Below are 24,822 nucleotides of genomic sequence, written 5' to 3'. Positions count from 1 at the left end.
TTTTTGCTTGCGTTTCTAAGCTTTCTTTTTCATTAAGAATGAAGCAATGATGGCGGCTGCTAAGAAACCGATACTGATAATCGAGCTAGGTAAGTTCTCTGGTCTGAATAGGAACAGAACAAAACTGACACTGAGTACAAGACCAGCAAATAAAGTGAAATACGGAAATAACCAAACTTTGAAATACGGCTCCTGCGGATATCTTGGACGCAGTTTCAAATGTGCCAGACAGATGCTAATCCAAATAAGAGAAACCGCAAAACCAGGGATAGCCAGCATATAGCTGAAAATTTGATCTGGGTACAAGTAAGCAAAGAATGTTCCGATTAAAAGAAACAGAACGGTCACCCATAAACTTAAAATAGGTACACCTCTTTTGTTGACCTGTGCCAGCTTTTTTGGACCGCCGTCTGATTTAGATAGAGAATGAATCATTCTCGTCGTGCCGTAAATACCAGAGTTGGCGGCAGATAGAACGGCTGTAATTAAGACGAAATTAATGAAGTGAGAGGCACCTTGCATGCCAGCTGCTGAAAAGACTTGGACAAAAGGACTGTTATTCGGATCAATTTGATTCCAAGGAATGAGTCCACAAATAATCAAAATCGGCAGTGTGTAAAACAAGATGATGCGCCACATCATACTTTTGACAACACCAGGTAATACCTTTTCTGCATCCTTTGTTTCTGTAATGGTCAGCCCGATCAATTCAGAGCCTCCATACGAGAAGATCACCACTAATAATGAGGCAAAGACAGCACCCCATCCGTTCGGGACAAAGTTTTGGTAATTGGTGAGAACAGGCGTGCTTTGTTCGCTCGGAATGATTCCAAATAATAATGCAGCACCGAGAAGAATAAACACAATAATAACGAAAATCTTCATTCCAGCGAACCAAAACTCAATTTCACCAAAGTATTTTACATTATTTAAATTAATTCCGATGACTAAGAGCGAGCAAAGTAAACATAAAGACCATAATGGTACGTTCGGCAACCAATATTGAAGTAAACTCCCCGCTGCAATAATTTCAATGACACATACAGTGAGCCACATAAAACAGTAAACCCATCCGACAACAAATGAAAAACGTTGACCAAGCGCAATCTGTATGAGGTCGCGAAGGTTATTCCCCGGGTAGACGATGGCCATTTCAGCTAAAGCCGCCATGACAATGAGAAGAAGCAATCCAGCAAATACATAGGAAAAGATAACTCCAGGACCTGCTAAGCCGATTGTATCGGCACTTCCTTTAAAGATTCCTGTACCAATGACCCCGCCCATCGCAATCATGCGAATATGACGCGGCGATAAAAGCTTTTTTAATTCGTGTTGTTCCTGATTCGCGCTCATGACGTTCTCCTTTTTTAAAATGCTTATGTTCCATTTTCTTTTTTCGAGCGGTCAGTGTCAATATAAAAAAAGAGATTTTTCAGACAAAATAGGCGGTTGATTCTATCAATTGAGCCGTTTTCTTCCATAAATCTTTTCCATGACCCATCCCCAAAATCTAAAACTTCGTGAAAAAATGAACATTTGCCTTCATTCTGACATAAACAATTTTCAGTTTTTGTCGATATATCTTTTGTATTACTAAAGTCCTAATAAAGAATTGTTTATAATTGTAAAATATTTCAAAAAAGTACGAAAGAATGAAAGGAGTTATTGAAGATGTTTATGAGAAAAGCAAGTGATTCATCGTCGGAAGCCCTTCTTAGTGAAAGCAGTCAATTAGTTGAACGAATTGAGAAGGGAGATTTTTCAGCCAGAATTGATACTGCTGCATTCTCTTCTAGTCAAACAATAGAAGCAGTGGCTCAAATAAATGAAGCGTTGCAAAAGATGCAAGAAGTGCAAGAAGATATTCATATGCGTATGAATTTAGTGACAAAAGCGATTCAAGTGGGTCTATGGGATATGACGGTTGTAGCAGGAGATCCTGTGAATCCAAAAAACGAATTCACATGGACAGACGATTTCCGCAAAATGCTAGGTTTTCAAAATGAAAACGATTTTCCGAATGTCTTAGACAGCTGGGCATCTCGAATTCATCCAGATGAGCAGGAATACACCTTGAATGCATTCTCTGCGCATTTATTGGATCATTCTGGCCGTACACCGTATGATATCGAGTATCGTCTGAAGTTGAAAAATGGCGAGTATCGCTGGTTCAAAGCAACTGGAACGACGATTCGAGATCGAAATGGGGTACCTCTTCGTGTGGCAGGGGCTCTTTTTGATATTCATGATCAGAAATTGAAAGAAGAAGAGCTGCAAGCATTCGTGACAAGATATGACTTGATCAACCGTGCGCTTGTGGAAGCTCCTTGGGATATGATTGTAGAGGCTGGCGATCCTGTCAATCCAAACAATGAATTCTGGTGGTCTCCGCAGTTTAGAAAAACGCTTGGTTTTATAGATGAAAAGGATTTCCCGAACGTGTTGAGCAGCTGGAGTGATCGTTTGCATCCTGAAGATAAAGAATCGGCCCTCCAAGCCTTTGCGGATCACTTAAATAATCATTCTGGCCGTACACCATTTGACATTGATTATAGATTGCAGAGTAAAAATGGCGAGTACCGCTGGTATCATGCGGGCGGTGAAACCATTCGTGATGAGAAGGGTGTCCCTTTACGTGTCGCAGGAACGATTCGTGATATTACGTTAGAAAAAAATAAAGAAAAAACAGCCCATGAAATGGCTTCCCAAGTAGAGCAGCTTTCAAGTTCTATTAGTGAGATGGTATCTGGCATCAGTTCTGTGACAAACCAAGCACAGGAGCTTGCTGTCGCCCAAGAGCAGTCAACGTCTGCTGCTAATCTGGCGAAAAACAGTGCAGATGAGACGAAGAACATTTCAGACTTGATCAAAGAAGTGGCAAACCAAACGAATCTGCTTGGTTTGAATGCCGCAATTGAAGCAGCAAGAGCAGGCGAGCAGGGCCGCGGTTTCTCAGTCGTTGCCGATGAAGTACGTAAGCTAGCGCTTCATAGTGCCAATGCGACAGAAAATATCGAATCTAGTTTAACTGAAATGAAAACACAAATCGATCAAATTCTTGAAAATATCTCCAATATGACAGCTCTTACGCAAACACAGGCTGCTTTAACAGAGCAAGTGAACGCTTCAGTTGATGAAGTGAATCATATGTCTCAGCGTCTGGTGGCATATTCAAAGAGTATCTAATGTCAAAAAACCGCCTTTTCATCAGTGAAGTGCACCCCAAATATTAGACACAGTCTAACATTTGGAGGTGCTTTTCTTTTGGCTAAATTTACAATTGAAGATAAAATCAAAGCGGTAAAACGATACCTCATTGACCGCGAACCCCTGCTTGGAATTGCAAAACAGATTGGCGTGCACAAAAGTATACTTCAATATTGGGTCAGAAAGTATCAATATCATGGCAAAAAAGCTTTTTCAAAGTCATATACAAATTATCCAGTCCAATATAAACTAGACGTACTTGATTATATGAATGAACATGGGACGTCTATCTTGGAAACAGCTGCACTCTTTAACCTGCCTTCTGATACCACGCTTTGGAACTGGAAGCGCATCTTGGAAACACAAGGAGTAGACGCCCTTCAATCTAAGAAAAAGGGGCGTCCGTCTATGAAAAGGAAAACTGGAAAACAAGAAATAACGAAAGGATCAATGGAAGCGTTACAGGCAGAAGTAGAACATTTGCGCATGGAAAATGAGTATTTAAAAAAGTTGAATGCCTTAGTTCAAAACAAGGAACAATCACCAAACAAGACAAAGCGCAAGTAGTCTATGATTTAAGGCATCAATATCCGGTGAAATCACTTCTTAAGCTCGCATGTATTCCACGCAGTACCTACTATTACTTGATCAAGCATTTAGATCGTCCTGATCAGGATGTCGAACTGAAAAAGATGATTCAAACTATTTATCAGGAACATCAAGGACGTTATGGATATCGCCGGATTCGTGATGAACTAATTAATCGGGGACAAAAGGTGAATCACAAAAAAGTCCAGCGCATCATGAAAGTTCTAGGGCTAAAATGCATGGTCCGAGTGAAGAAATATCGTTCATACAGAGGCACAGTGAACAAAATAGCGCCTAATATTTTGGCTCGTCATTTTCAAGCTGATAGGCCAAATGAGAAATGGGTCACAGATATAACGGAGTTCAAGTTATTTGGTCAGAAGCTCTATCTTTCGCCCATATTAGATCTATTTAATGGTGAAATCATTACCTATACAGTCGGTTCAAGACCTGTTTATTCACTCGTCTCAACGATGCTTCATCAGGCGTTCAACCGTTTAGATGAAGATGAGAAACCAATGATACATTCTGATCAAGGATGGCATTACCAAATGAAGCAATATAGACACGACTTAAAAAAGCGTGGGATTACACAGAGTATGTCCCGAAAAGGTAACTGTTACGATAACGCAGTTATCGAGAACTTTTTTGGTATCTTAAAGTCTGAATTTCTATACCTAAAAAAATTTGAGAACATCGAACACTTCAAGCAAGAACTTGAACAATATATTGATTACTACAATCACACACGTATAAAGACAAAACTAAAAGGCATGAGTCCGATACAATATCGAACTCATGCCTCGAAAGCTGTCTCATAAAAAAACGCGTCTAAATTTAGGGGGTCACTTCACAGAAGGCGGTTTTTTTATTTAAGCATGATCCGCTGGGAAAACAATACCGGCGTCTTTCCTAGCGGCTTCAAGAACCTTCATGACAGAAAGACTGTCATCAAGCCATTCATAACACTTTTCGACATTTCCTGTTTCAATGATATGCTGAAATGCTTCTGCTTCATAAAACAGGCGGTTTGAATTGGTTTGTGTATTGAGTGAAGTGACTTGGTCTCCTATATGCAACAACACTTCCTCACAGCCATTCGCACCATTTTTCACATGCAGGAACCCTTTTTCCCCTTGAATCAAAGCGAAATTCATACTGCTTGTATCTTTGCTGCCAACACTTGTGGCGATGAAATCATTGTAAGTAAAAGTTAAAACACCAGATGTGTCGATGCCGTTTGGATGGCGGTTGGCCTGGTAACGAACGTCTTTCGGTGAACCAAATAGATTCATAATGAAATGAACATTGTAAATGTTAATATCCATGAGGGCACCGCCAGAAAACTCTGGGTTAAAGACATTCGGCGTTTCCCCGGCGAGCAGCTGATCATATTTACTTGAATATTGACTGTAGTTGCATTGAACGAGTTTGATTCTGCCTAATTGATGAAGGTGTTTTTTGATTAAATGATAGTTGGGCATATGAACGGTCGTAATGGCTTCAAATAGGAAGAGCTGCTTTTCCTTTGCGAGAGCGATTAAGGCTTCTAGTTCTTTCACATTAGAGGTAAAAGGCTTTTCGCAAATCACATGTTTTCCGTGTTTCAATGCAGCCGTGGCATGCTCGCTATGTAAACGATTGGGTGATGCGATATATACCGCTTCTATATGGGGATCTTCTAACATAGTGGTTAAATCCGTATAAGTCGTTTGCACCCCGAATTGATCTGCGAGTTTCTTTGCCGTCGCTTCCTTTCTTGAATAGACAGCGTGGCAAGAAGCACCTTCAAGCTGTTCAATTGCCTGGAGGAAACCTTCCACAATCACACCTGTTCCAATGGTTGCTATTCTCATTCTATTCATAACCCCTTTCATACGATTGATGTCACGTCAAGCTGTCTCTAGTATACCTGATGTTTTCATACAACGTGTACTTAACAGCTAGGCGCAGAGGGGTGCCAGTAAAAAATACCGGCACATCTTTGGCAGTCTCTACAATTAACTAATGTTAGCTAATGTTTGTTTCGTTAACAGTTGAATGGCCGCCTTCCTCTTTTTTAACTCTTGAATGGATTTTTGAATATCTTCTACTTTTTGTTCGAGCAGCTGTTCCGCTTCTGTTTTCGACTGTTTCTCGAATAGTGACGTGATAATTTCTCGTATTTCTTTGAGTGAGAAATCTAGCTTTCTTGCTTCAGTGATAAAGGATAGCATGAGTACATATTTTTTATCATATAAACGATAGCCGTTATGTGCTCTCTTAGGCTCGGGGAGCACACCCTCATTTTCATAAAAACGAATGGTTTCAATATGTACACCAGACATTTTTGACAATTTTCCTCTCGTAAATGTAATCATTCCCTGCACCTCCTTTCTTTGCTATCCATCATACAATTAGATTTGCTAGTTTCAAAATATTCTCCGATGAACATTTGTTCCTTTTCATACTGTTAAAATGACAGGTCTCTTCTATTCACAGCGGATTCTATAGAATAGGTTATAATAGATGAGGATGAAGTGATTTTTTGTTACAGATAGGAACAAGTAGACAGCGTGAGAAAAAAACGATAGGCTAAAATAGGTATATAGTATGATGAATAGCATGTGATTATGTAGATGATCACTCAAAATAGTGACAGCACGTTTTGCTGAGAAAAGGGGAGCAGTGAATGTATAAATTAGTCGCAATTGATATGGATGGTACGTTATTAAATGATCAGCATATGGTGCCGGATGAGGTGTTTGAAGCCATTCAACAGGCGAAGGCAGAAGGCGTTAAAATTGTTTTATGTACAGGCCGGCCGATTGGCGGGGTGCACCGCTATTTAAAAGAGCTGCAGCTTGATCAAGAGGGGGATTATGTCATCGCCTATAATGGAGCGCTTGTACAAAACAGCCATACAAATGAAGTCGTATCAGAATTAACTTTATCCTATGATGATTTGACTTCTTTATATGAACTGAGCCGTCAGCTGGATACACCTATGCATTATTTCGATTCGGCTCATCTATACACACCAAATCGGGATATTAGTGAATACACGGTACTTGAATCGTATTTAACGAAATTGCCGCTTAAGTATTTACCTGTCGAAGAGGCAGACCCATCCATGAGACTTCCGAAGATGATGTATATTGATCAGCCGGAACGTTTGGAAAAGACGATACAAGCCATTCCATCTGAAGTGAAGGATCAGTACATGATGGTAAAAAGCACAGATTTCTTCCTAGAAATTCTCCATCCTGATGTGAGCAAAGGGAATGCCGTGAAGCTTCTAGCGCATGAACTTGGGATTTCTCGTGAAGAAGTGATGGCGATTGGTGACAATGGGAACGACGTGTCGATGCTAGAATTTGCGGGCTGTGGCGTTGCGATGGGAAATGCCATTGAAGATGTCAAAGCAGTTGCGGATGTTGTGACAAAATCCAATAACGAAGCAGGAGTCGCACATGTCCTGCATGAGCGAGTCATCGGAAAATAAAGAAAGAGCGGTCTACCAATGAGGTAGCCGCTTTTTTATATGTGTGAGAAAAAGTAAACAAGCATACGTCTGCTGTTCAAATTTGTTTTTTCGAGCATCGCCTTTACATGATCATGCACCGTATGAGGCGAGATAAATAACGTACTGGCAATTTCTTTTGTGGATTGTCCTTTTATTAAACAGTCAAGGACGTTCATTTCTCTTTCTGTCAGCCGATATGTTTTCGCTATATAAGGAAGGATTTCACTTGTTTGAGCTCGCTTAATATGAATCATGACAGCCTCTTCCTCCCCGGCTGCCTGTGCTAAACGAAATGCTTGAAGAGAGAGAAAACGCCCTGTCGGCATTCTGGTGATGCTGACCGCTGTTTGGTCACCGCCGCCGTATAAAAGCTTAGCACCTAATGCTCTAACCGGACGGGGCATGATGGCACCGTCATGAATTTGCTCAAAGGTCTGGAAGGTGTGAAGCCAATGAAGTCCAGTTTCATTTCCATAAAGAAGATGGTAATCGTGTGAAAGAATGAGGAAGCCTTGGTGTTCCGCCGTTTCATCTTCTTCCGTTTCTCTTCTTTTAAAAAGTTCATCTCTCAGCTTGGCTGCGAGTGCTGGTGTTTGGCGACTAACCGCTTGTATATCTTGTTCATGAAAAGGTTCCTTCTCCTTTTTCCGATAAAGGCTGGCGATTCCCCAGCATTCACCTTGAATTACAAGGGCTGCCCGCAATTCATCTGCCCATCCGTTAGGTAACAAAATGTGCTGGTATCGACCACTATTGATGTATTCTCCGCTTTGGACGAGACTGGCAGCGTGGACAGGACCTTTCGCTAGGTCTTCATGCTGGTGCACATCTTTTTTTAAATATTCATTTTGAAACAGCTCGTTATGTATGGCTTCAATCGGTTCATCTGTAAAAGAACCCGTCGAGAGGAGAGTAGCTGGATCAATGGTTGTGATACAGGCAGCATCAAAATCACAGATAGCAGCAAGTTCATCTCGAATGCTTTTTCTCAGCTGCTGAAAATGAGCGGCTGGATTGTTCATTTGATCTCCTCCTCAATATCCCTACTTTTAGGGATCGTTTTTTCTCATCTATCTTCTTACAATGAAGATAACATACCGTTAGTGTAAAGGAAACGAAGCAAAGCGGAAACTGGAGGAGAAGACATATGAGTGTAAATCAACATTGGCATGATCCTGTTGCTGAATCCTATGCAGCGACAATTGCACATAAAGTACCGGGCTATCATCTTTTGCATGAGCTGACAGTGGATAGAGTAGAAATCGAATTAATGGGAGCGGCTTCTCGCATGTTAACAGTCGGAGCAGGTGGGGGCGAAGAGATCATCAACATGCTTCAAAGAAATAAAGACTGGCATATCACAGGGGTTGATCCATCTCCAACCATGCTTGATATGGCCAAGCGCAGAGTGGCACAGCTTCATATGCAAGATCGCGTCACATGGTATGAGATGGCCTTAGACAAAGTGCCGGTTGAAAAGTTGTACGATGCAGCAGTAAGTTTGCTTGTCATTCATTTTGTAAAAGATCAGCTGACCTTTTTACAGGAGATCGCCCGCCGGCTTCAACCAGGGGCGCCTCTCATGTTGGCGTTTATTCAAGGAGACCCGAAAACGCCGACATTTCAGCAGGAGCTTCATATGCTTTCTCTATTCATGAATCGTCAAGGCTTGGGAAAGGAAGTGTTTACGTCCTTCCGAGAAAGGCTGGGTGTCACAACATATCCCGTGTCTGAAGAAAAGATGACAGCACAATTAACCGAAGCAGGATTTCAAGACATCAGACCTTATTTTCAAGCGGGCATGATCAAAGGGATTGTTTGTAAAAGAGGCGATAGAAAGGCGGTTGGAAAATGAGGTCAAAAGTGATGGTGATAGGCGGTTATGGACATGTGGGGCAGCAAATATGTCTTCAATTAAGTGACGTGTATCCTGGGCAAGTCTTTGCGGCTGGCCGAAGTTATGAGAAGGCTGAACAATTTGCACGCCAAACGAATGGGCGTGTACGTCCATTTCAGATAGACGTAAGACAACCAATGGATACGGACTGGATGGATGAAACGAGACTGGTGATCATGTGTCTGGATCAAGATGACACGTCATTTGCTGAAACATGCTTACGGTCAGGTATTGATTATCTCGATATTTCGGCAAAAGGAGCCTATATTGAGAAGCTAGCAAAGGTCCATCAACAGCAATTGAACGCAACGGCTGTGCTGAGCGTAGGTCTTGCACCTGGTCTCACCAATTTGCTTGCAGCGAAGGCGGCATCTATTCTGACCTCTGTGGAGCAAATTGATATTAGTATCATGCTTGGGCTAGGTGACCAGCATGGAAAAGCAGCTATTGAATGGACGCTTGATCATGTGCATACGGATTATGAGCTGACGAAGAATCATCAGCGAAAGAAAGTCAAAAGTTTTACTGGAGGGAAACGCATTGATTTTGGCAAAACGCTTGGAAAGCGGCAAGCCTATCAATTCCCTTTCTCTGACCAGCAAACATTGCCTTCGACGCTCCATGTGCCTTCTGTGACAACAAGGCTCTGTTTTGATTCTGGCGTAGCGACACGTGCATTTGCTCTCACAAGGAAACTCGGAATGACGTCCCTTCTCACGATGCCGAAAATCAAGGAACGTGCCATTTCACTGATTCAATCTGCTCAAATGGGTACAGATCAATATGCAGTGAAAGTGGAAGCGGTAGGAATGAAGGGTAACGAAATTCATCGAGCAGCGCTTGGAATAAAAGGTCGCGATGAGTCTCAAGCAACGGCTCAAGTCGCCAGTGCTGTGGCACTGCATGTATTGAGCAAGCAGTTTCAGGCAGGTGTTTTTCATATCGAAGAATTATTTTCATTAGCGTATGAGAATGGTGATTTTGCGTTGGTGGATCAAAAAACGAAGGAAAAGCACGCACTAGCATTGAGAGCCAGCCTTTTAACGGCATAAAAGAAAACGACAAAAGATACGCATCAGCTCAAAAGTACAGGTCAGTCATGTGGGCGCTTTATTCATGATCCATTTCAAAACAAGGTGTCTATGATCCGAAAACAACCGCTTGCTCTCCATGAAATGGCCGAGAGGTGGAAGAGATTTAAATCAAGGATTGTAGTCGGAACTGATATAATGGTTACATTGGGCAAATAAATCTCAAGTGGGTGTTTACAAGTGTTAGATACAGAAAAAGATGTAGTGAAGAATTATATAGATTCACCCCAAAAATTGAAAAATTTATATAAACGAGTATTGTTTGTTGTCAGTCTATCGCAAATATTTGGAGGGGCTGGAATAGCTGCAGGAATTACGGTAGGTGCCATTTTAGCACAACAAATGCTTGGAACTGAAGCCTATGCAGGAGTCCCAATCGCTTTATTTACTTTGGGGTCAGCTGGGTCAGCTTTCATTGTAGGAAAGCTTTCACAACGTTATGGACGACGCATCGGTTTATCGACAGGTTTTGTTGTTGGAGGGCTCGGAGCAATTGGCGTTGTGCTGGCAGCTATGATGAATAGTGTCATTTTATTATTTGCATCGCTCTTCATTTACGGAGCAGGAACATCCACGAACTTACAAGCGCGTTATGCTGGGACGGACTTAGCAAATTCTAAACAGCGTGCAACTGCAATTAGTACAACAATGGTCATGACAACATTTGGAGCAGTAGCAGGTCCGAATTTAGTTGAAGTGATGGGTAAATTTGCAGTGTCCATTGGTGTTCCAGCACTTGCCGGTCCTTTTATTTTATCAGCAGTAGCATTTATTGTAGCTGGTCTTGTCCTTTTTATTCTGCTCCGTCCTGATCCATTAGACATTGCCCGAAGAATAGCAACTTACAAAGCAGAACATGGGCATGGAAATAAACGAGATGCTGCTGATATGAGCATAGCGTCGGGCATCACATTGTTACTTGCTGGTTTATTAGCAGCATTCGCACCAAGTGATTCAATGATTCTATTAATCATTGCTTTGTCTTTACTTGGATTGGGATGGAACTTTGGTTTAATTAGTGGTACTGCTCAAATAGTGGATTCTACAGAACCATCAAACCGGGCAAAAACCCAAGGAACACTCGATGTTTTTGTTGCGTTAGCAGGTGCTTCTGGCGGTGCCCTTTCAGGAATGGTCATGGCGAATACGAGTTATACTACATTATCTTTAAGCGGAGGAATTTTATCGTTAATTCTCATCCCTGTCATCGTTTGGTCTTTTAAAAGTAAAACATAATGCAGCTCCGTGCTCATCCATCACAAAAAAAGACATGCCTCCAATCATAGGAAAGCATGTCTTTTTTGAATCTCTCTTCACAGGATGCTAGTCTTCTTATGATGCCGAGGACACATCTCCTTTTTTCTTGATACTGGCTTTAATGAGCTCAGTCAATGTGTCAGAGCCTTTTGTGGAAAGATGAACACCATCTGGCTGAAAATAGGATGGCTGTCCGGTAGCGGCTGAATGCCAATCGACTAAGCTCACATTGTGGTGTTGATTGGCCACACGCTCAATGACTGCATTCACATCATTTTCCCAAGATCTTGGAACGCGAGTGTTCACAAGAAAAATATGTGCCTTCGAGAAATGTTGAATGAATGAGGTCAAAGTCCCCTCTGTAAAATAACCATTTGTGCCAAGCTCAATAATAACAGCGGCATCAGCCTTGTTAAAAGAAGCATATTGAGGGGCGATGCGGATGGCTTCGTTCATTTGCCTTCCGACCCTTGCGTCAATGGTGATGGGTTCATAGGCCTTTTCTAAATTTGAAGCAATGTCTAACATGACGGAATCACCAATGGCAAGAACTTGGTGAAATTGTTTAGGATCCGCTGCCTTTTTCTTATGTTTGTCTTTCTTTTTCTTCACTTTTGATTCTGTCTGACCGCCTGCCTTTTGGGGCGCTGTCTTAATTTGTGTGACTTCTTGCGCATGCGGGGATGTATGAGACGAGCTAGACATGCCAATGGTAAATAAAATCAAAAGGACTGCGGCAATCCCAAGAAACACTTTATTGGACATAGACCATTGCTTGATTCCTGTTTTCCAAATCGACCAAGAGGCAAAATAGTGTCTAAACCCGAGTTTGCGAATCGGCTGTTCGATCAAACGATAGGAAGCCTCTGATATGAGTAGAATTGCGATGAGCTGCAATGTGACACGTCCCATGGAAGGCTGTCCAATCTCAATGACCGGTGTGGTCAGCACGATAATTGGATAATGCCATAAGTAGATGCCATAAGATCGCTTTCCGAGCCAAACGAGTGGTTGAAATGACAGCCATTTCCCAATAAGACTGGCAGGATGGCAGACACACGCAATTAAGATCGCTGCATTCAAACAGAATAAAAGCATACCGCCTTGGTAGAGAAAGCCGTCAAATTCGTCGACTGCATAAACACATAAGAGGAAAATGACCATCGAACCGAATCCGGCTATTTGTAACATACGTCTGCCGATAGGAAGTAATTTTCTGCTGGAAAGTCTGTGCATGGGCCAGACAAATGCAAGACTGCACCCGATGAGGAGTGCAAACGCACGTGTGTCTGTTCCATAATAGATCCTGCTCGGGTCAGTATCCGGTGAATAGAGAATGGCCATCCATAAAGCAGATACAAGTGCCAGACCAAAGGTGATCATAGGAAGATGGGATCTATTTTTCACCCATTTCAGTCCAGCAATCAACAGTACCGGCCAAATGAGATAAAATTGCTCTTCAATCGCCAAAGACCATAAATTTTTTAGTGGAGATACAGCATTGAAGCTGTCAAAGTAAGAGAGCTGATGAAAAATATACCACCAGTTACTCACATAAAAAAAGGACGATAAGGCATCGCCACGAATGGACATTAATGCATTTGAACCAGCAATGGCGCACCAGCTGACGATTAAAAAAATCATGACGTAGGCAGCTGGAAGCAGCCTTCTGATGCGGCCCATCCAAAAAGGCAGAAGCTCTTGATAGCCCAAATCCTGCTTATGTAGCAAGATGGTTGTAATCAAGTAACCAGAAATCACAAAAAACAAATCAACGCCAAGAAACCCGCCGCTTGCGGGTTCAATATGTAAGTGATATGCAATGACCGCCAATACGGCAACAGCTCTCAGCCCATCTAATCCTAATATGTAACGTAAACGGTTTTCCTTGCTGTTCATGAAAAAGAATCCCCCATCAATGTCAAACGCGTCTTTTTTGTTGTCACTCCAAAAGAACAACGATTCTTTTATTTTATATAAGATTAGACGAATCAGCATTACATTTTGTTGGCGAATTTCTGTCTTTTTTAAAATTTTTTTATATGAAGAAACATTCTAAGGCTTGAGGGATTCTTATTTTTATACTCAAACCGAAATTCCCTGTCATAATAAAAGAAGAAGGAAAGGGGATGTGTTGAATGAGAACGATTGAAAATGATCTGTTATTGGTTCAAATCAATGAGAGAGGTGCCGAGGTGAGAGAGGTGCTTCATAAAGAAAGTGGACGTCAATATATGTGGTCTGGTGCCCCTGCTTATTGGGGCAGGGTGTCGCCCGTCTTATTTCCGATTGTCGGACGGTTGAAGGATGATCAATACAAGATAGACGATCAAACGTATCAACTCTCGCAGCATGGATTTTTGCGTGATGTTGATTTTGAACTATTTGAAGAAGCAAAAGATCAGGTGGTTTTTCAATATCAATCAAATGGCCGTCACACGTCACAATATCCGTATGAATTTACAGCGCGCATCAGTTATGCACTGTCGGAAAATGGACTAACGATTTCCTGGGAAATTGTTCATGAAGGAGATGGCACGATGTATTTCTCGATTGGTGGACATCCGGCATTTCATGTCCCGCTTGTTGAAGGCGAGCAGACAGCTGATTATTCACTCAAATTGACACCTTCCACCGAACATGATCCAGTTCAATATGAACTTCATGATTCACTTGTGAGAGAGAAGGAGAAAGGTGTTGAGTTTGAGCCGATTCAACTTCGCCCAGAACTTTTTCAGAACGATGCAATGATCTTTAGTCATATTGATCAAGTATCATTGACTTCTCAAGCAGGTCACGGCGTTGAGGTCGATCTCAGTGGTTTTCCGTTCGTTGGTATTTGGTCTCCATATGATCAAGAAAAGGGAACAATGGCTCCTTTTGTTTGTATTGAGCCTTGGTATGGGATCGCTGATATGGAAGGGACAAACGGGCAGTATAAGGAGAAATTCGGCATTCAAACCTTAGAGAAGCAAGAGACCTTTCACGCAGCCTACACCATTTTCTTTAAATGAACATTTGTGCATGGTGAAGTGAACAATTTGTTATGATAGAGAAAAAAAGGAGGCGTACGAATGGATCGGGAGAAACAGCAATTAAGTATTGAAGCAGCAAGGCTCTATTACTTATCTGATTACAGTCAGCAAGAAATCGCCAAGCAGCTTGACCTGTCGAGGCCAACGGTGTCTCGTCTGCTTCAGTATGCGAAGGAAAAAGGGTACGTCCAAATTACAGTGATGGACCCATTTGAGGATTTAAATGAGCTGTCCTTATTGCTGAAAGAAAAATATGATCTGCTCGAGGCTCATGTGGTATTTTCGCCAAAGGACGATTATCCAACGATTACGGATTACTTGAGCCGGTTTGGTGCAGATTATCTTCAGAATACGGTGAAAGACGGTGATATCGTTGGAGTGAGCTGGGGCACCACGATGTATCAAATTGCTCAAAAGATGCAACCTAAACAGGTAAAAGGGGTAGAAGTGGTTCAGCTGAAAGGTGGAATCAGCCATTCACATGTGAATACATATTCTGCGGAAACGATTCAGCTGTTTGCATCAGCTTTTCAAACGGCACCACGCTATTTGCCACTGCCTGTTGTGTTCGATAGTGCCGCCGTTAAAGAGATGGTTGAACAGGACAGACATATCCAGCGCATTATTGAAATGGGCAAACAGGCAAATATCGCTGTGTTTACTGTTGGGACGGTAAGAGATGAGGCGCTTTTGTTTAGGCTTGGTTATTTCCGTGAAGAAGAAAAGGCGCTGCTCAAGACATCCAGTGTCGGAGATATCTGTTCGCGTTTTTATGATCAAGAAGGACGCATTTGCAGTGAAGCGATTAACAATCGCACAATCGGTGTGGAGCTGGATGATTTGAGAACAAAAGAGCGCTCCATTCTTGTGGCTGGTGGACATCGAAAGATTGCCTCTATCCATGGGGCGCTGAGAGGAAAATATGCGAACGTATTGGTGATCGATCAGCACACAGCAAGAGCTCTTTTAAATGTCACAAAATAGATGAACAAAATTTCATAACTATATTTACAATTGTTCAATAGTCATTTAAGATGAAAGTATCATATTTAAAAGGAAGTGTGAATCATGACAATAGCAAAGCTCATTGATCATACAGCACTAAAACCAGATACATCTAAAGCTGCGATCATGCAGTTATTAGAAGAAGCAAAGACATACCAATTTGCTTCCGTTTGTGTGAACCCAACTTGGGTATCTCTTGCGGCGAAAGAACTAGAAGGAACAGGCGTTGATGTATGTACAGTCATCGGTTTCCCGTTAGGTGCAAACACCACAGCAGTGAAAGCATTTGAAACAAAGGATGCCATTGAAAACGGTGCAACTGAAGTGGACATGGTCATCAATATTGCGGCATTGAAAGATGGCGAATATGATGCAGTTGAACAAGATATTCGTGCCGTTGTAGACGCAGCAAAAGGCAAAGCCTTAGTGAAAGTCATCATTGAAACTTGTTTACTCACAGATGAAGAGAAAGTACGAGCTTGTGAACTTTCTGTAAAAGCTGGCGCTGATTTCGTCAAAACATCAACTGGATTTAGTACAGGCGGTGCAACAGCTGAGGACATCGCATTAATGCGTAAAACAGTTGGACCTGACATCGGTGTCAAAGCATCAGGCGGCGTGAGAACAAAAGAAGACGTAGAAGCGATGACAGCTGCAGGCGCAACCCGTATTGGTGCCAGTGCGGGCGTTTCCATTATTAAAGGGGATCAATCAGCTCCTTCTAAAGACTATTAATTCATACGATCCTATGGTAGGATAACAATCATGACTCATTAGATGATGAAAAAGTCATATGCGGAAGGATCTCGTTTCTGGGATTTTCTTCCGCAATTTGTTTGCGAAATAGGGTTTGTTCCATACAAGCACATTAATGTAAACGAATTCATTCAAGGAGGAAAAACATGAAATACGTCATTGGTATTATCGGTTTGCTGGTGATTCTCGCCATTGCATGGCTGGCAAGTAACGGGAAAAAGCGAGTGAAATTCCGTCCAGTCATTGTCATGATTGTACTGCAATTTATTTTAGGTTATATTCTGCTCAATACAGGTGTTGGGAACTTCCTAGTCGGGGGCTTTGCAAAAGGATTCCAAATGCTTCTAGGCTATGCTGGTGAAGGGATCAACTTCGTATTTGGCGGTTTAATGAATGATAATGCGTCAACTTTCTTTATCAATGTCTTGCTGCCGATCGTCTTCATTTCTGCCTTGATTGGTATCCTGCAGCATTGGCGTATCCTTCCGCTGATCGTACGCGGAATTGGGTATTTGCTTAGTAAAGTCAATGGAATGGGGAAACTAGAATCTTACAACGCCGTAGCGTCAGCGATTTTAGGTCAATCCGAAGTGTTCATTTCCATTAAGAAACAGCTTGGATTATTACCTCAACAGCGTCTTTATACATTGTGTGCATCTGCGATGTCGACTGTATCAATGTCCATTGTCGGTGCGTATATGCAAATGATTAAACCGGAGTACGTTGTTACAGCACTTGTGCTGAACCTATTTGGTGGATTTATTATTGCGTCTATCATCAATCCATATGAAGTGTCTAAAGACGAAGACATGCTTGAAGTCGTAGAAGAAGAAAGACAATCTTTCTTCGAAATGCTCGGCGAATACATTATGGATGGTTTCAAAGTAGCCATTGTTGTGGCTGCGATGTTGATTGGATTCGTTGCATTAATTGCGATGATTAATGGCATTTTCACAGCTGCCATCGGTGTTTCTTTCCAAGATGTACTTGGATATGTGTTTGCACCATTTGCGTTTATTGTTGGTGTACCATGGAGCGAAGCAGTACAAGCAGGAAGTATTATGGCGACCAAGATGGTGTCTAACGAATTTGTGGCGATGCAAATTCTTTCTGGCGATGCCTTCCATTTCACTGCTCGTACAGAAGCGATCATTTCTGTATTCCTTGTGTCATTTGCGAACTTCTCGTCTATCGGTATCATTGCTGGAGCCGTTAAGGGCTTGAATGAAAAACAAGGAAACGTTGTCGCACGCTTTGGATTAAAGCTGTTATTCGGTGCAACACTTGTCAGCTTCTTAACAGCAGGCGTTGTCGGTTTGATTTACTAAACTAAAGAAGGAATGGTGAAAACAATGAGAATGGTAGATATCATTGCGAAAAAACGTGACGGAAAAGAATTATCTTCAGAGGAAATTTCTTTCTTTGTCAAAGGTTATACGGACGGAACAATTCCTGACTACCAAGCAAGTGCCTTGGCGATGGCGATTTTCTTCCAAGATATGACGGATCAAGAACGTGCAGATTTAACACTTGCTATGGCAAACTCAGGGGACACAATTGACCTGTCTGCTATCGACGGTATTAAAGTAGACAAGCATTCAACAGGCGGTGTAGGCGATACAACAACGCTTGTACTCGCTCCTCTTGTTGCAGCACTTGATGTACCTGTTGCAAAAATGTCTGGGCGTGGTCTTGGACATACGGGTGGAACAGTCGACAAGCTAGAGGCAGTCAAAGGCTTCCACGTTGAAATTACAAAAGACGAGTTCATCGAGCTGGTGAACCGTCATAAAGTAGCGGTCATTGGACAATCAGGCAACCTGACACCTGCTGATAAAAAACTGTATGCCCTTCGTGATGTAACAGGAACTGTTAACTCCATCCCGCTCATTGCAAGCTCGATTATGAGTAAGAAAATCGCTGCTGGCGCAGATGCAATCGTATTAGATGTGAAAACAGGTGCAGGTGCTTTCATGAAAACACCTAAAGACTCTGAGAAGCTTGCAAAAGCAATGGTTCGTATCGGAAATAATGTTGGCAGACAAACGATGGCTGTCATCTCAGACATGTCTCAGCCGCTAGGATTAGCGATTGGAAATTCCCTTGAAGTGAAAGAGGCGATTGACACGCTTAAAGGCGAAGGCCCTGAAGACTTAAACGAGCTTGTGCTCACATTAGGAAGTCAAATGGTCGTTCTTGCGAAAAAAGCAGAGACACTTGATGAAGCAAGAGAAAAGCTAATTGAAGTCATGAAAAACGGCAAAGCACTTGAGAAATTCAAGGAATTTTTAGAAAATCAAGGTGGAGACGGCTCGATTGTAGATCAACCGGAAAAATTGCCACAAGCACCTTATCAAATCGAAGTGCCGGCAAAAGAATCAGGTGTGATCGCTGAAATCGTCGCAGACGAAATCGGTGTTGCAGCGATGATTCTTGGAGCAGGACGTGCAACAAAAGAAGATGATATCGACCTATCTGTTGGCATCATGCTCAACAAAAAAGTAGGCGATCGTGTAGAAAAAGGTGAATCTCTCGTGACGCTGCATGCAAATCGTGAAGATGTTGCGAATGTCATGGAGAAAATTTATGACAACATCCGCATCGCTGACCATGCTGATGCTCCGACTTTGATTCATACAGTGATTACAGAATAAAGAGAAAAAGACAAAAGTGATGAATCGCTTTTGTCTTTTTTTATGTAAATTTTAGGTAGCGCTTCTTCTAGATATGATAAGTTAGATGAGTGGGAGGGGATAAACCATGAGAATGCTCAAACTCATTCTCTTTATTTTTGTTGTCTTGATGATCATTGGATTTATCAGCTACTATGTGGGACCAACATCGACACCAAGTTCTTAAGGCGAGCAAAAGCTCGTCCCAGCGTGAAGACAAACCCTCGCATTCGGTGTCAGTCCTGCGCGCTGGTGCTCACGAATGTCAAATTCGCTCCGCTCCATTGCTCGTCCATCCTAGACTGCAAAGGTTTTCTTTCACGCTGAAAAGAAGACAAAGGGCTAAAATAAACTACACTTTAGCCCTTTGTCTACGGTCTGAGACGAGCAAAAGCTTGTCTTTTTTAATTGGAATAAAAAATTTCACTTTATGAAACAAACCTCTTGCAATCATGAAACAATGGGTGTATATTATTTGACGAGTCAATGATTGATATATCAACTAATTGATCTGAATAGAAAAGAGGGGATGGCATTGACTGCATTTTGCTCTGAAGAAGCAGAGGTATTATATCGTTTGCAGTGTGTGAACCGTATGATGGGTGTGAAGTTCGAAGCATGCACGGGCATCAGCCAATCAAGACTAGAGTTGCTATCACTGTTATTCCAAGCCGACGAAATCAGCCAATCCGATTTGCAGAAAAAAGTAAATATTGATAGTGCGGCTGTGACGCGTCACTTAAAACAGTTAGAAACAAAAGGAATGGTCACGCGCAGAAGAAAGCCGGAAGATAATCGAGTCACGCTTGTTCGTCTGACAGATGAAGGCAGAACAAGAATCGAAGCTTCTAAAAAAGAAAAAGAACGATTTATCTCAGAAATGCTTGAAAACGTAAGTGATGAAGAACGAAAGCTTCTCACTGATGTGCTCATCCGTATACAACAAAACATCGAGAAGATTCAAACAATCTAAAGGAGTGTTACACATGGCTACAACATTAAAAACAAACGATTTTATGGATATTATGAAAGGGCGCCGCTCCATTCGTAACTATGATCCAGCAGTGAAAATTAGCAAAGAAGAAATGACGGAGATTTTAGAAGAGGCAACAACAGCACCATCATCAGTGAATGCACAGCCTTGGCGCTTCATGGTCATTGACAGCCCAGAAGGAAAAGAAAAGCTTGCACCACTCGCAAAATTCAACCAAACACAAGTAGCTACATCATCAGCTGTCATCGCAGTGTTTGCAGATATGAAAAACAATGAATACTTAGAAGAAATTTATTCAAAAGCAGTAGAAAATGGCTACATGCCGCAGGAAGTAAAAGAAAGACAAATTGCTGCATTAACTGCACATTTTGAAGCTCTTCCAGAGCAAGTGAATCGTGAAACGATCTTAATTGACGGTGGACTTGTGTCAATGCAGCTGATGCTTGCTGCTCGTGCGCATGGTTATGATACAAACCCAATTGGCGGATATGACAAAGAAGTCATCGCTGAAACATTCGGCTGGGATAAAGAGCGCTATGTACCAGTTATGCTTCTATCCATTGGGAAAGCAGCTGACGAAGGTTATGCTTCTTACCGTTTACCGATCGATCGCATCACAGAGTGGAAATAATTTTTAAAAAAAGGGAGACGATCATATGATTATTATTCATGCAGGGATGACCATTCATCCAGAGAAAGAAAACGTATTTCTAGAAGAAATCAACGGTTTAATGAAAGCTTCACAGGAAGAAGCAGGCAATGTGTCCTACAAGCTTTTCAAGGATACAGAGAAAGAAAACACCTTTTTAATGGTAGAAGTGTGGAAAGATGAAGCAGCGGTTCAAAGCCATAATGCAAGTGCACATTTCCAAGCTTTCGTCGCAAAGGCAAAAGAATTTTTAGCCGCTCCACTTGATGTTGTTGCATATCAAGGAGAGCAGCTTTCATAGAAAAACAACAAACACCCTAGGCGTTTATAGCCTAGGGTTCTTTTATTTTCGACAATTCGTTCCACCTATTTCAATCTCGTATTGTGCATTTTCCACAAAGTTTCTGAAAATAAAATGTTTTTCGACTTAAGTATATTGGAATATGCTAGAATTAGATATTATTTATTACCAAATTAGGGAGGAACCAATATGAAAAAAGGGAAATGGACGAGCATCGCACTAACAGCTGTCCTCAGTTTAGGCACATTGACAGCTTTCAGCACCCCTCTATCTGCCCACACCTCAGAAAAGTCAACATCCTCAGATGGTGGTCATTATTCAGGTATTCCATTCGACGCAAGTGTTGTCAATGAAGACCGCCTCATCAAAGCCTTGAAAAAACAAGGAAAGATCAAAAAGAATGCCAATGAGGCAGAAACCCAAAAAGCATTAAAGAACTACTTAAAGAAAAAAGAAGAAGCAGCGATGAAACAAAGCGCAAGTACCTTAACAGAAGAACCTGAATTCCTAAAAGAATACAAACAAAATGTACATAATAAACTAGCCAAAAAGAAAAAGTTAAAGAAGCATAAAGGAAAAGAAGGCAATCAAGTAAAGCCGGTGAAAAAGGAAAAATATAAAGGCGACGTCCGTAATGATAAAGTTTTGGTCTTATTAGTAGATTTTAAAGATTATAAGCATAATAGTATTAAAAAAGAAGAGACTGATATGTACTATGACAAGTACGATCAGCAGCACTACCAAGACATGCTTTTCGGAAAAAATGGCTACATCGGTCCAGATGGTAAAAGAAAAGTATCTATGAAGCAGTATTATGAAAAGCAGTCCGGTGGAAGCTACACAATTAGTGGAACAGTAGCTGGATGGTATACAGCCAAGCATGAAGCAGCATATTATGGCGGGAACGTACCAGACGAATCAGGCAGTGACGGCAGACCGCGCGAATTGGTGAAAGAAGCCCTCGAAGCAGCGGCAAAGGATCCAAACATTGACCTTGGTGAATATGATCAATGGGACCGCTATGATATGGATGGGGACGGTGTTTATAATGAGCCTGACGGTATCATTGACCACCTCATGGTTGTACACGCTGGCGTAGGTGAAGAAGCTGGCGGCGGACAGCTTGGCTCTGACGCGATTTGGTCGCATCGCTGGTCACTTGGTGATGTATTTGAGATTCCAAACACTGAATCAGAAGTGGGTCAAGGCGGAAAGTTAGGCGCTCTAGATTATACGATTGAGCCTGAAGATGGCGCAGCAGGCGTGTTCACACATGAATTTGGACATGATCTTGGTCTGCCTGATGAATACGATACACAATACACAGGCAGAGGAGAGCCCGTTTCTTATTGGTCTATCATGTCAAGCGGAAGCTGGGCAGGTAAAGTACCTGGTACGGAACCAACAGGTTTTAGTCCATATGCAAAAGAAATGCTTCAAAACTTGCATGGCGGCAATTGGCTTTCTGGAAAAACCATTGATGGTAAGACATTAACAAAAAGCAAAACAGTTTTAATCGATGAAGCAGCAACAAAAGGAACCAACCATGATGCGGTTCGAGTCGATTTGCCAGATAAAGAGATTGTGGTCACTCAGCCCGCACAAGGGCAATATTCATACTTCAGCGGAACAGGTGACAATTTGAATGCTACCATGACGACATCAGGGATTGATTTGTCGAAGGGAAGCAAAGCCGAGCTTACGTTTAAAGCATGGTACGATATCGAAGAAGATTATGACTATGCGTATGTAGAAGTTCGTGAAACTGGGACAGACAAATGGACAACCATTGCTGGTAATATTACGAATGATCGAAATGAGGCAGGAGCGAATGAAGGCAATGGCATCGATGGAAAATCAGATGGCTGGGTAGATGCATCCTTTGACCTTTCTGCTTATGCAGGGAAGAAGATCGATCTGCAATTCCGCTATACAACCGATGCAGGATATTCACTGCCAGGTTTATTTGTAGATGATCTAAAGATTACAGCAGATGGAGCAAAAGTGTGGTCAGATGATGCCGAGGGAACGTCCACGTTCACTTTTAATGGATTCTCTCAATCTAATGGAAAACAATATGCCGCTCAGTATTATTTACTAGAATGGCGCTCTTATGCTGATGTCGATAAAGGCTTAAAGCATATCAAACGAGGAGCAAGTCTGATGAGCTATAATAACGGTTTGGTCGTGTGGTACGTCGATCAATCGTACAGTGATAACTGGGTTGGAAAACATCCAGGGAACGGCTTCCTTGGAGTCGTAGATGCAGATCAACAAGTGTTGAAATGGAGTGACGGCTCTATTGCAGCGACAGGTTTCCAAGTACATGATGCAGCATTCTCTTTGAATCCAAGCACGAAGCTGAATATTGATTATACAGCGACAACAGGCTTAACCTTAGAGGATCGCTATATCCGCCCAACGCGTACATTTAGTGATAAAAAGAACTATGTGAATCCAAATAACCCGGATGCAGGACGTGATGTGCCAACATACGGCCTATCCTTTAAAGTCGTCGGACAAAGTAAGGACCGTTCTGTTGGAAAGGTATTAATTTCTAAAAGCAACTAAACAAAAAGCCGGATTCTATCCATGAATCCGGCTTTTTGATACGTTAAGATATGGGTTTTTAGCGTATGGCTCGTCTTTGATCGAATGTTTGTTCTTTTTTATTTTGATATCCGAATGAAACCATTATATAATAGAGATTGGAAGGTTTTTCTTTCATTCAATGTTCTTTTTAGTTGTTAAAAAACCAAGAAAGGATGAGCGTTACCAATGAGTTGTGTCACTGCCAAGCAATTAAAGGTGATTCGAGGGACGATGCAGACTTTTTGCAGCCATTTAGAGTATGATGGCCACGGTAAGCTTCATATTAATACCATCATGGCTTTTATTAAAAAGGAATTTGGTGTAAGAAAAATGAAAGAAATTCCACAAAGTCGTTTTCATGAGGCGTTAGAGCTAATCCAAGACTTTGATTTATACACGGACAAAATACAAATACGAGACCGTCTATCAGAAAGGAATTCACTAAATTGAATATTTTAGCAATGATTTTAGTAGGAATTGTCGCTTTAGAGCACATTGTCATCATGTTACTAGAAATGTTTTTTATGGAATCAAAAATGGCGAAAAGATCTTTCAATCTGCCTGAACACTTACAAAAGGATCCAAATGTGAAAGTGATGTTTGCTAATCAAGGGCTATACAATGGCTTTCTAGCTGCTGGACTCATTTGGGGGCTCATTCTTGGTTCGAATACCGTAGGATATATGATTCAGCTATTTTTCGTTCTTTGTGTGTTCATCGCAGCAGTATTTGGCGGTGTGACGTCTAATAAATCGATTATCATCAAACAAGGGTTACCAGCTTTTCTTGCATTAATTGCACTTATCCTGGCTATATAATCCTATCAGAGTGATAGAAAACCTTTGCAGTTTAGGAAGGACGAGCATCGGAGCGAATTTGACATTGGTAAGCACTGAAGCACAGGACTGACACCGAATGCGAGGGTTTGTCTACACGGTAAAGCCGCCCTAGAGGGCGGCTTTTATCTTTTACGCATTCCCATCAAACGAATAATGGACGTAAGACAAAGGGCAACAGCGACAGCCAATATGATTTTTCCATACATGACGCCCGTAAGATTCATTAAAAAGACAGCCAATATGATACAGAGCGTGATGATAATCATCACAATCGAATAGGTTTTCATCTCTTTTTCCACTCCTTTTAAATTCCCTCTAGCGCAAGAGGTCTGTCAATTGTTTCTCATATTATATCATTTCATCACAATTTTACATGAAATTCCCTGTCAATAGAATGTGACAGAATGATTAGATTTGAAGTGAGGCTATATTTT

General features: G+C 41.7%; 22 protein-coding genes and 1 pseudogene. 17 read left to right on the top strand and 6 right to left on the bottom strand.

Annotated elements, in window-relative coordinates; genetic code table 11:
* Positions 1-15: 15 nt before the first annotated feature.
* Positions 16-1,353 carry an amino acid permease gene (locus tag M2353_RS18835; protein WP_024719206.1) on the bottom strand — a complete coding sequence of 446 codons (1,338 nt, stop codon included), beginning with the start codon at positions 1,351-1,353 and terminating at the stop codon, positions 16-18.
* Between the two features lie 318 nt (positions 1,354-1,671).
* Here M2353_RS18835 and M2353_RS18830 point away from each other — a divergent pair, with 318 nt between their 5' ends.
* Positions 1,672-3,186 (top strand): methyl-accepting chemotaxis protein, encoded by a 1,515-nt coding sequence (locus M2353_RS18830; protein WP_284725895.1) that lies wholly within the window; start codon positions 1,672-1,674, stop codon positions 3,184-3,186.
* A gap of 78 nt (positions 3,187-3,264) precedes the next feature.
* Positions 3,265-4,616, top strand: a protein-coding gene (locus tag M2353_RS18825) for an IS3 family transposase (RefSeq protein WP_284725894.1) whose coding sequence is annotated in 2 segments (ribosomal slippage) — positions 3,265-3,709 and positions 3,709-4,616 — 1,353 coding nt in all. Because the reading frame shifts where the segments join, the coding sequence is not laid out codon by codon here.
* Positions 4,617-4,667: 51 nt separating this feature from the next.
* Here the strand turns inward: M2353_RS18825 and M2353_RS18820 are convergent.
* The gene (locus M2353_RS18820; RefSeq protein ID WP_284725893.1) at positions 4,668-5,651 is read right to left on the bottom strand and encodes a Gfo/Idh/MocA family protein; all 984 of its coding nucleotides are present in this window, start codon (positions 5,649-5,651) and stop codon (positions 4,668-4,670) included.
* Positions 5,652-5,795: 144 nt separating this feature from the next.
* Positions 5,796-6,155 carry a MerR family transcriptional regulator gene (locus M2353_RS18815; protein ID WP_007498034.1) on the bottom strand — a complete coding sequence of 120 codons (360 nt, stop codon included), beginning with the start codon at positions 6,153-6,155 and terminating at the stop codon, positions 5,796-5,798.
* A gap of 311 nt (positions 6,156-6,466) precedes the next feature.
* On the opposite strand from M2353_RS18815, the gene yidA reads away from it, so the two are divergent.
* Positions 6,467-7,279 carry a sugar-phosphatase gene (gene yidA / locus M2353_RS18810; protein WP_008345739.1) on the top strand — a complete coding sequence of 271 codons (813 nt, stop codon included), beginning with the start codon at positions 6,467-6,469 and terminating at the stop codon, positions 7,277-7,279.
* Between the two features lie 35 nt (positions 7,280-7,314).
* Here the strand turns inward: yidA and M2353_RS18805 are convergent, their stop codons facing one another.
* A complete protein-coding gene (locus M2353_RS18805; protein ID WP_284725892.1) occupies positions 7,315-8,322 on the bottom strand; it encodes a helix-turn-helix transcriptional regulator in 1,008 nt (335 codons plus the stop codon).
* Between the two features lie 125 nt (positions 8,323-8,447).
* On the opposite strand from M2353_RS18805, the gene M2353_RS18800 reads away from it, so the two are divergent.
* From M2353_RS18800 to M2353_RS18790, 3 genes are all read left to right on the top strand, one after another.
* Positions 8,448-9,155 (top strand): class I SAM-dependent methyltransferase, encoded by a 708-nt coding sequence (locus M2353_RS18800; protein ID WP_160757852.1) that lies wholly within the window; start codon positions 8,448-8,450, stop codon positions 9,153-9,155.
* Positions 9,152-10,249, top strand: coding sequence for a saccharopine dehydrogenase family protein (locus M2353_RS18795; protein ID WP_047947043.1), 1,098 nt, complete (start codon positions 9,152-9,154; stop codon positions 10,247-10,249). Before M2353_RS18800 ends, M2353_RS18795 begins: the two co-directional genes overlap by 4 nt.
* Before the next feature lie 219 nt (positions 10,250-10,468).
* Entirely contained in the window at positions 10,469-11,524 is a 1,056-nt protein-coding gene (locus tag M2353_RS18790; protein WP_284725891.1) for an MFS transporter, read from the top strand.
* A gap of 96 nt (positions 11,525-11,620) precedes the next feature.
* On the opposite strand, the gene M2353_RS18785 is transcribed toward M2353_RS18790, so the two are convergent.
* Entirely contained in the window at positions 11,621-13,444 is a 1,824-nt protein-coding gene (locus tag M2353_RS18785; protein WP_216895405.1) for an acyltransferase family protein, read from the bottom strand.
* Between the two features lie 239 nt (positions 13,445-13,683).
* On the opposite strand from M2353_RS18785, the gene M2353_RS18780 reads away from it, so the two are divergent.
* The 11 genes from M2353_RS18780 (at position 13,684) to M2353_RS18730 (ending at position 24,367) form a co-directional block, all read left to right on the top strand.
* Positions 13,684-14,559: an aldose 1-epimerase family protein gene (locus tag M2353_RS18780; protein ID WP_284725890.1), complete on the top strand. Its 876-nt coding sequence runs from the start codon at positions 13,684-13,686 to the stop codon at positions 14,557-14,559.
* 60 nt (positions 14,560-14,619) lie between these two features.
* On the top strand, positions 14,620-15,564 hold the full coding sequence (locus M2353_RS18775; protein WP_047947036.1) for a DNA-binding transcriptional repressor DeoR: 945 nt from the start codon (positions 14,620-14,622) through the stop codon (positions 15,562-15,564).
* A gap of 84 nt (positions 15,565-15,648) precedes the next feature.
* Entirely contained in the window at positions 15,649-16,320 is a 672-nt protein-coding gene (gene deoC / locus M2353_RS18770) for a deoxyribose-phosphate aldolase (RefSeq protein WP_007498018.1), read from the top strand.
* A 167-nt stretch (positions 16,321-16,487) separates the two neighbouring features.
* Positions 16,488-17,669 carry a NupC/NupG family nucleoside CNT transporter gene (locus M2353_RS18765; RefSeq protein ID WP_019743592.1) on the top strand — a complete coding sequence of 394 codons (1,182 nt, stop codon included), beginning with the start codon at positions 16,488-16,490 and terminating at the stop codon, positions 17,667-17,669.
* A gap of 24 nt (positions 17,670-17,693) precedes the next feature.
* On the top strand, positions 17,694-18,995 hold the full coding sequence (locus tag M2353_RS18760) for a pyrimidine-nucleoside phosphorylase (protein ID WP_284725889.1): 1,302 nt from the start codon (positions 17,694-17,696) through the stop codon (positions 18,993-18,995).
* Between the two features lie 547 nt (positions 18,996-19,542).
* On the top strand, positions 19,543-19,986 hold the full coding sequence (locus M2353_RS18755) for a MarR family winged helix-turn-helix transcriptional regulator (protein ID WP_052141803.1): 444 nt from the start codon (positions 19,543-19,545) through the stop codon (positions 19,984-19,986).
* Between the two features lie 13 nt (positions 19,987-19,999).
* Positions 20,000-20,638, top strand: coding sequence for a nitroreductase family protein (locus M2353_RS18750; protein ID WP_017368360.1), 639 nt, complete (start codon positions 20,000-20,002; stop codon positions 20,636-20,638).
* Between the two features lie 25 nt (positions 20,639-20,663).
* Entirely contained in the window at positions 20,664-20,957 is a 294-nt protein-coding gene (locus M2353_RS18745; RefSeq protein ID WP_008345714.1) for a putative quinol monooxygenase, read from the top strand.
* 189 nt (positions 20,958-21,146) lie between these two features.
* Positions 21,147-23,528: an immune inhibitor A domain-containing protein gene (locus M2353_RS18740; RefSeq protein ID WP_100324611.1), complete on the top strand. Its 2,382-nt coding sequence runs from the start codon at positions 21,147-21,149 to the stop codon at positions 23,526-23,528.
* A gap of 207 nt (positions 23,529-23,735) precedes the next feature.
* Positions 23,736-23,999: an ORF6C domain-containing protein gene (locus M2353_RS18735; RefSeq protein WP_284725888.1), complete on the top strand. Its 264-nt coding sequence runs from the start codon at positions 23,736-23,738 to the stop codon at positions 23,997-23,999.
* Positions 23,996-24,367 (top strand): DUF1304 domain-containing protein, encoded by a 372-nt coding sequence (locus M2353_RS18730; protein WP_007498006.1) that lies wholly within the window; start codon positions 23,996-23,998, stop codon positions 24,365-24,367. The genes M2353_RS18735 and M2353_RS18730 overlap by 4 nt, the downstream gene beginning before the upstream one ends.
* A 143-nt stretch (positions 24,368-24,510) precedes the next feature.
* On the opposite strand, the pseudogene M2353_RS18725 reads toward M2353_RS18730, so the two are convergent.
* A pseudogene (locus M2353_RS18725) lies at positions 24,511-24,705 on the bottom strand (hypothetical protein); the annotation flags it as partial.
* Between the last annotated feature and the right edge of the window lie 117 nt (positions 24,706-24,822).

Origin of the sequence: Bacillus aerius (assembly GCF_029894105.1) — a bacterium.
GTDB classification, from domain to species: domain Bacteria; phylum Bacillota; class Bacilli; order Bacillales; family Bacillaceae; genus Bacillus; species Bacillus altitudinis.
This window is presented reverse-complemented; position numbering and strand designations above follow the sequence as displayed.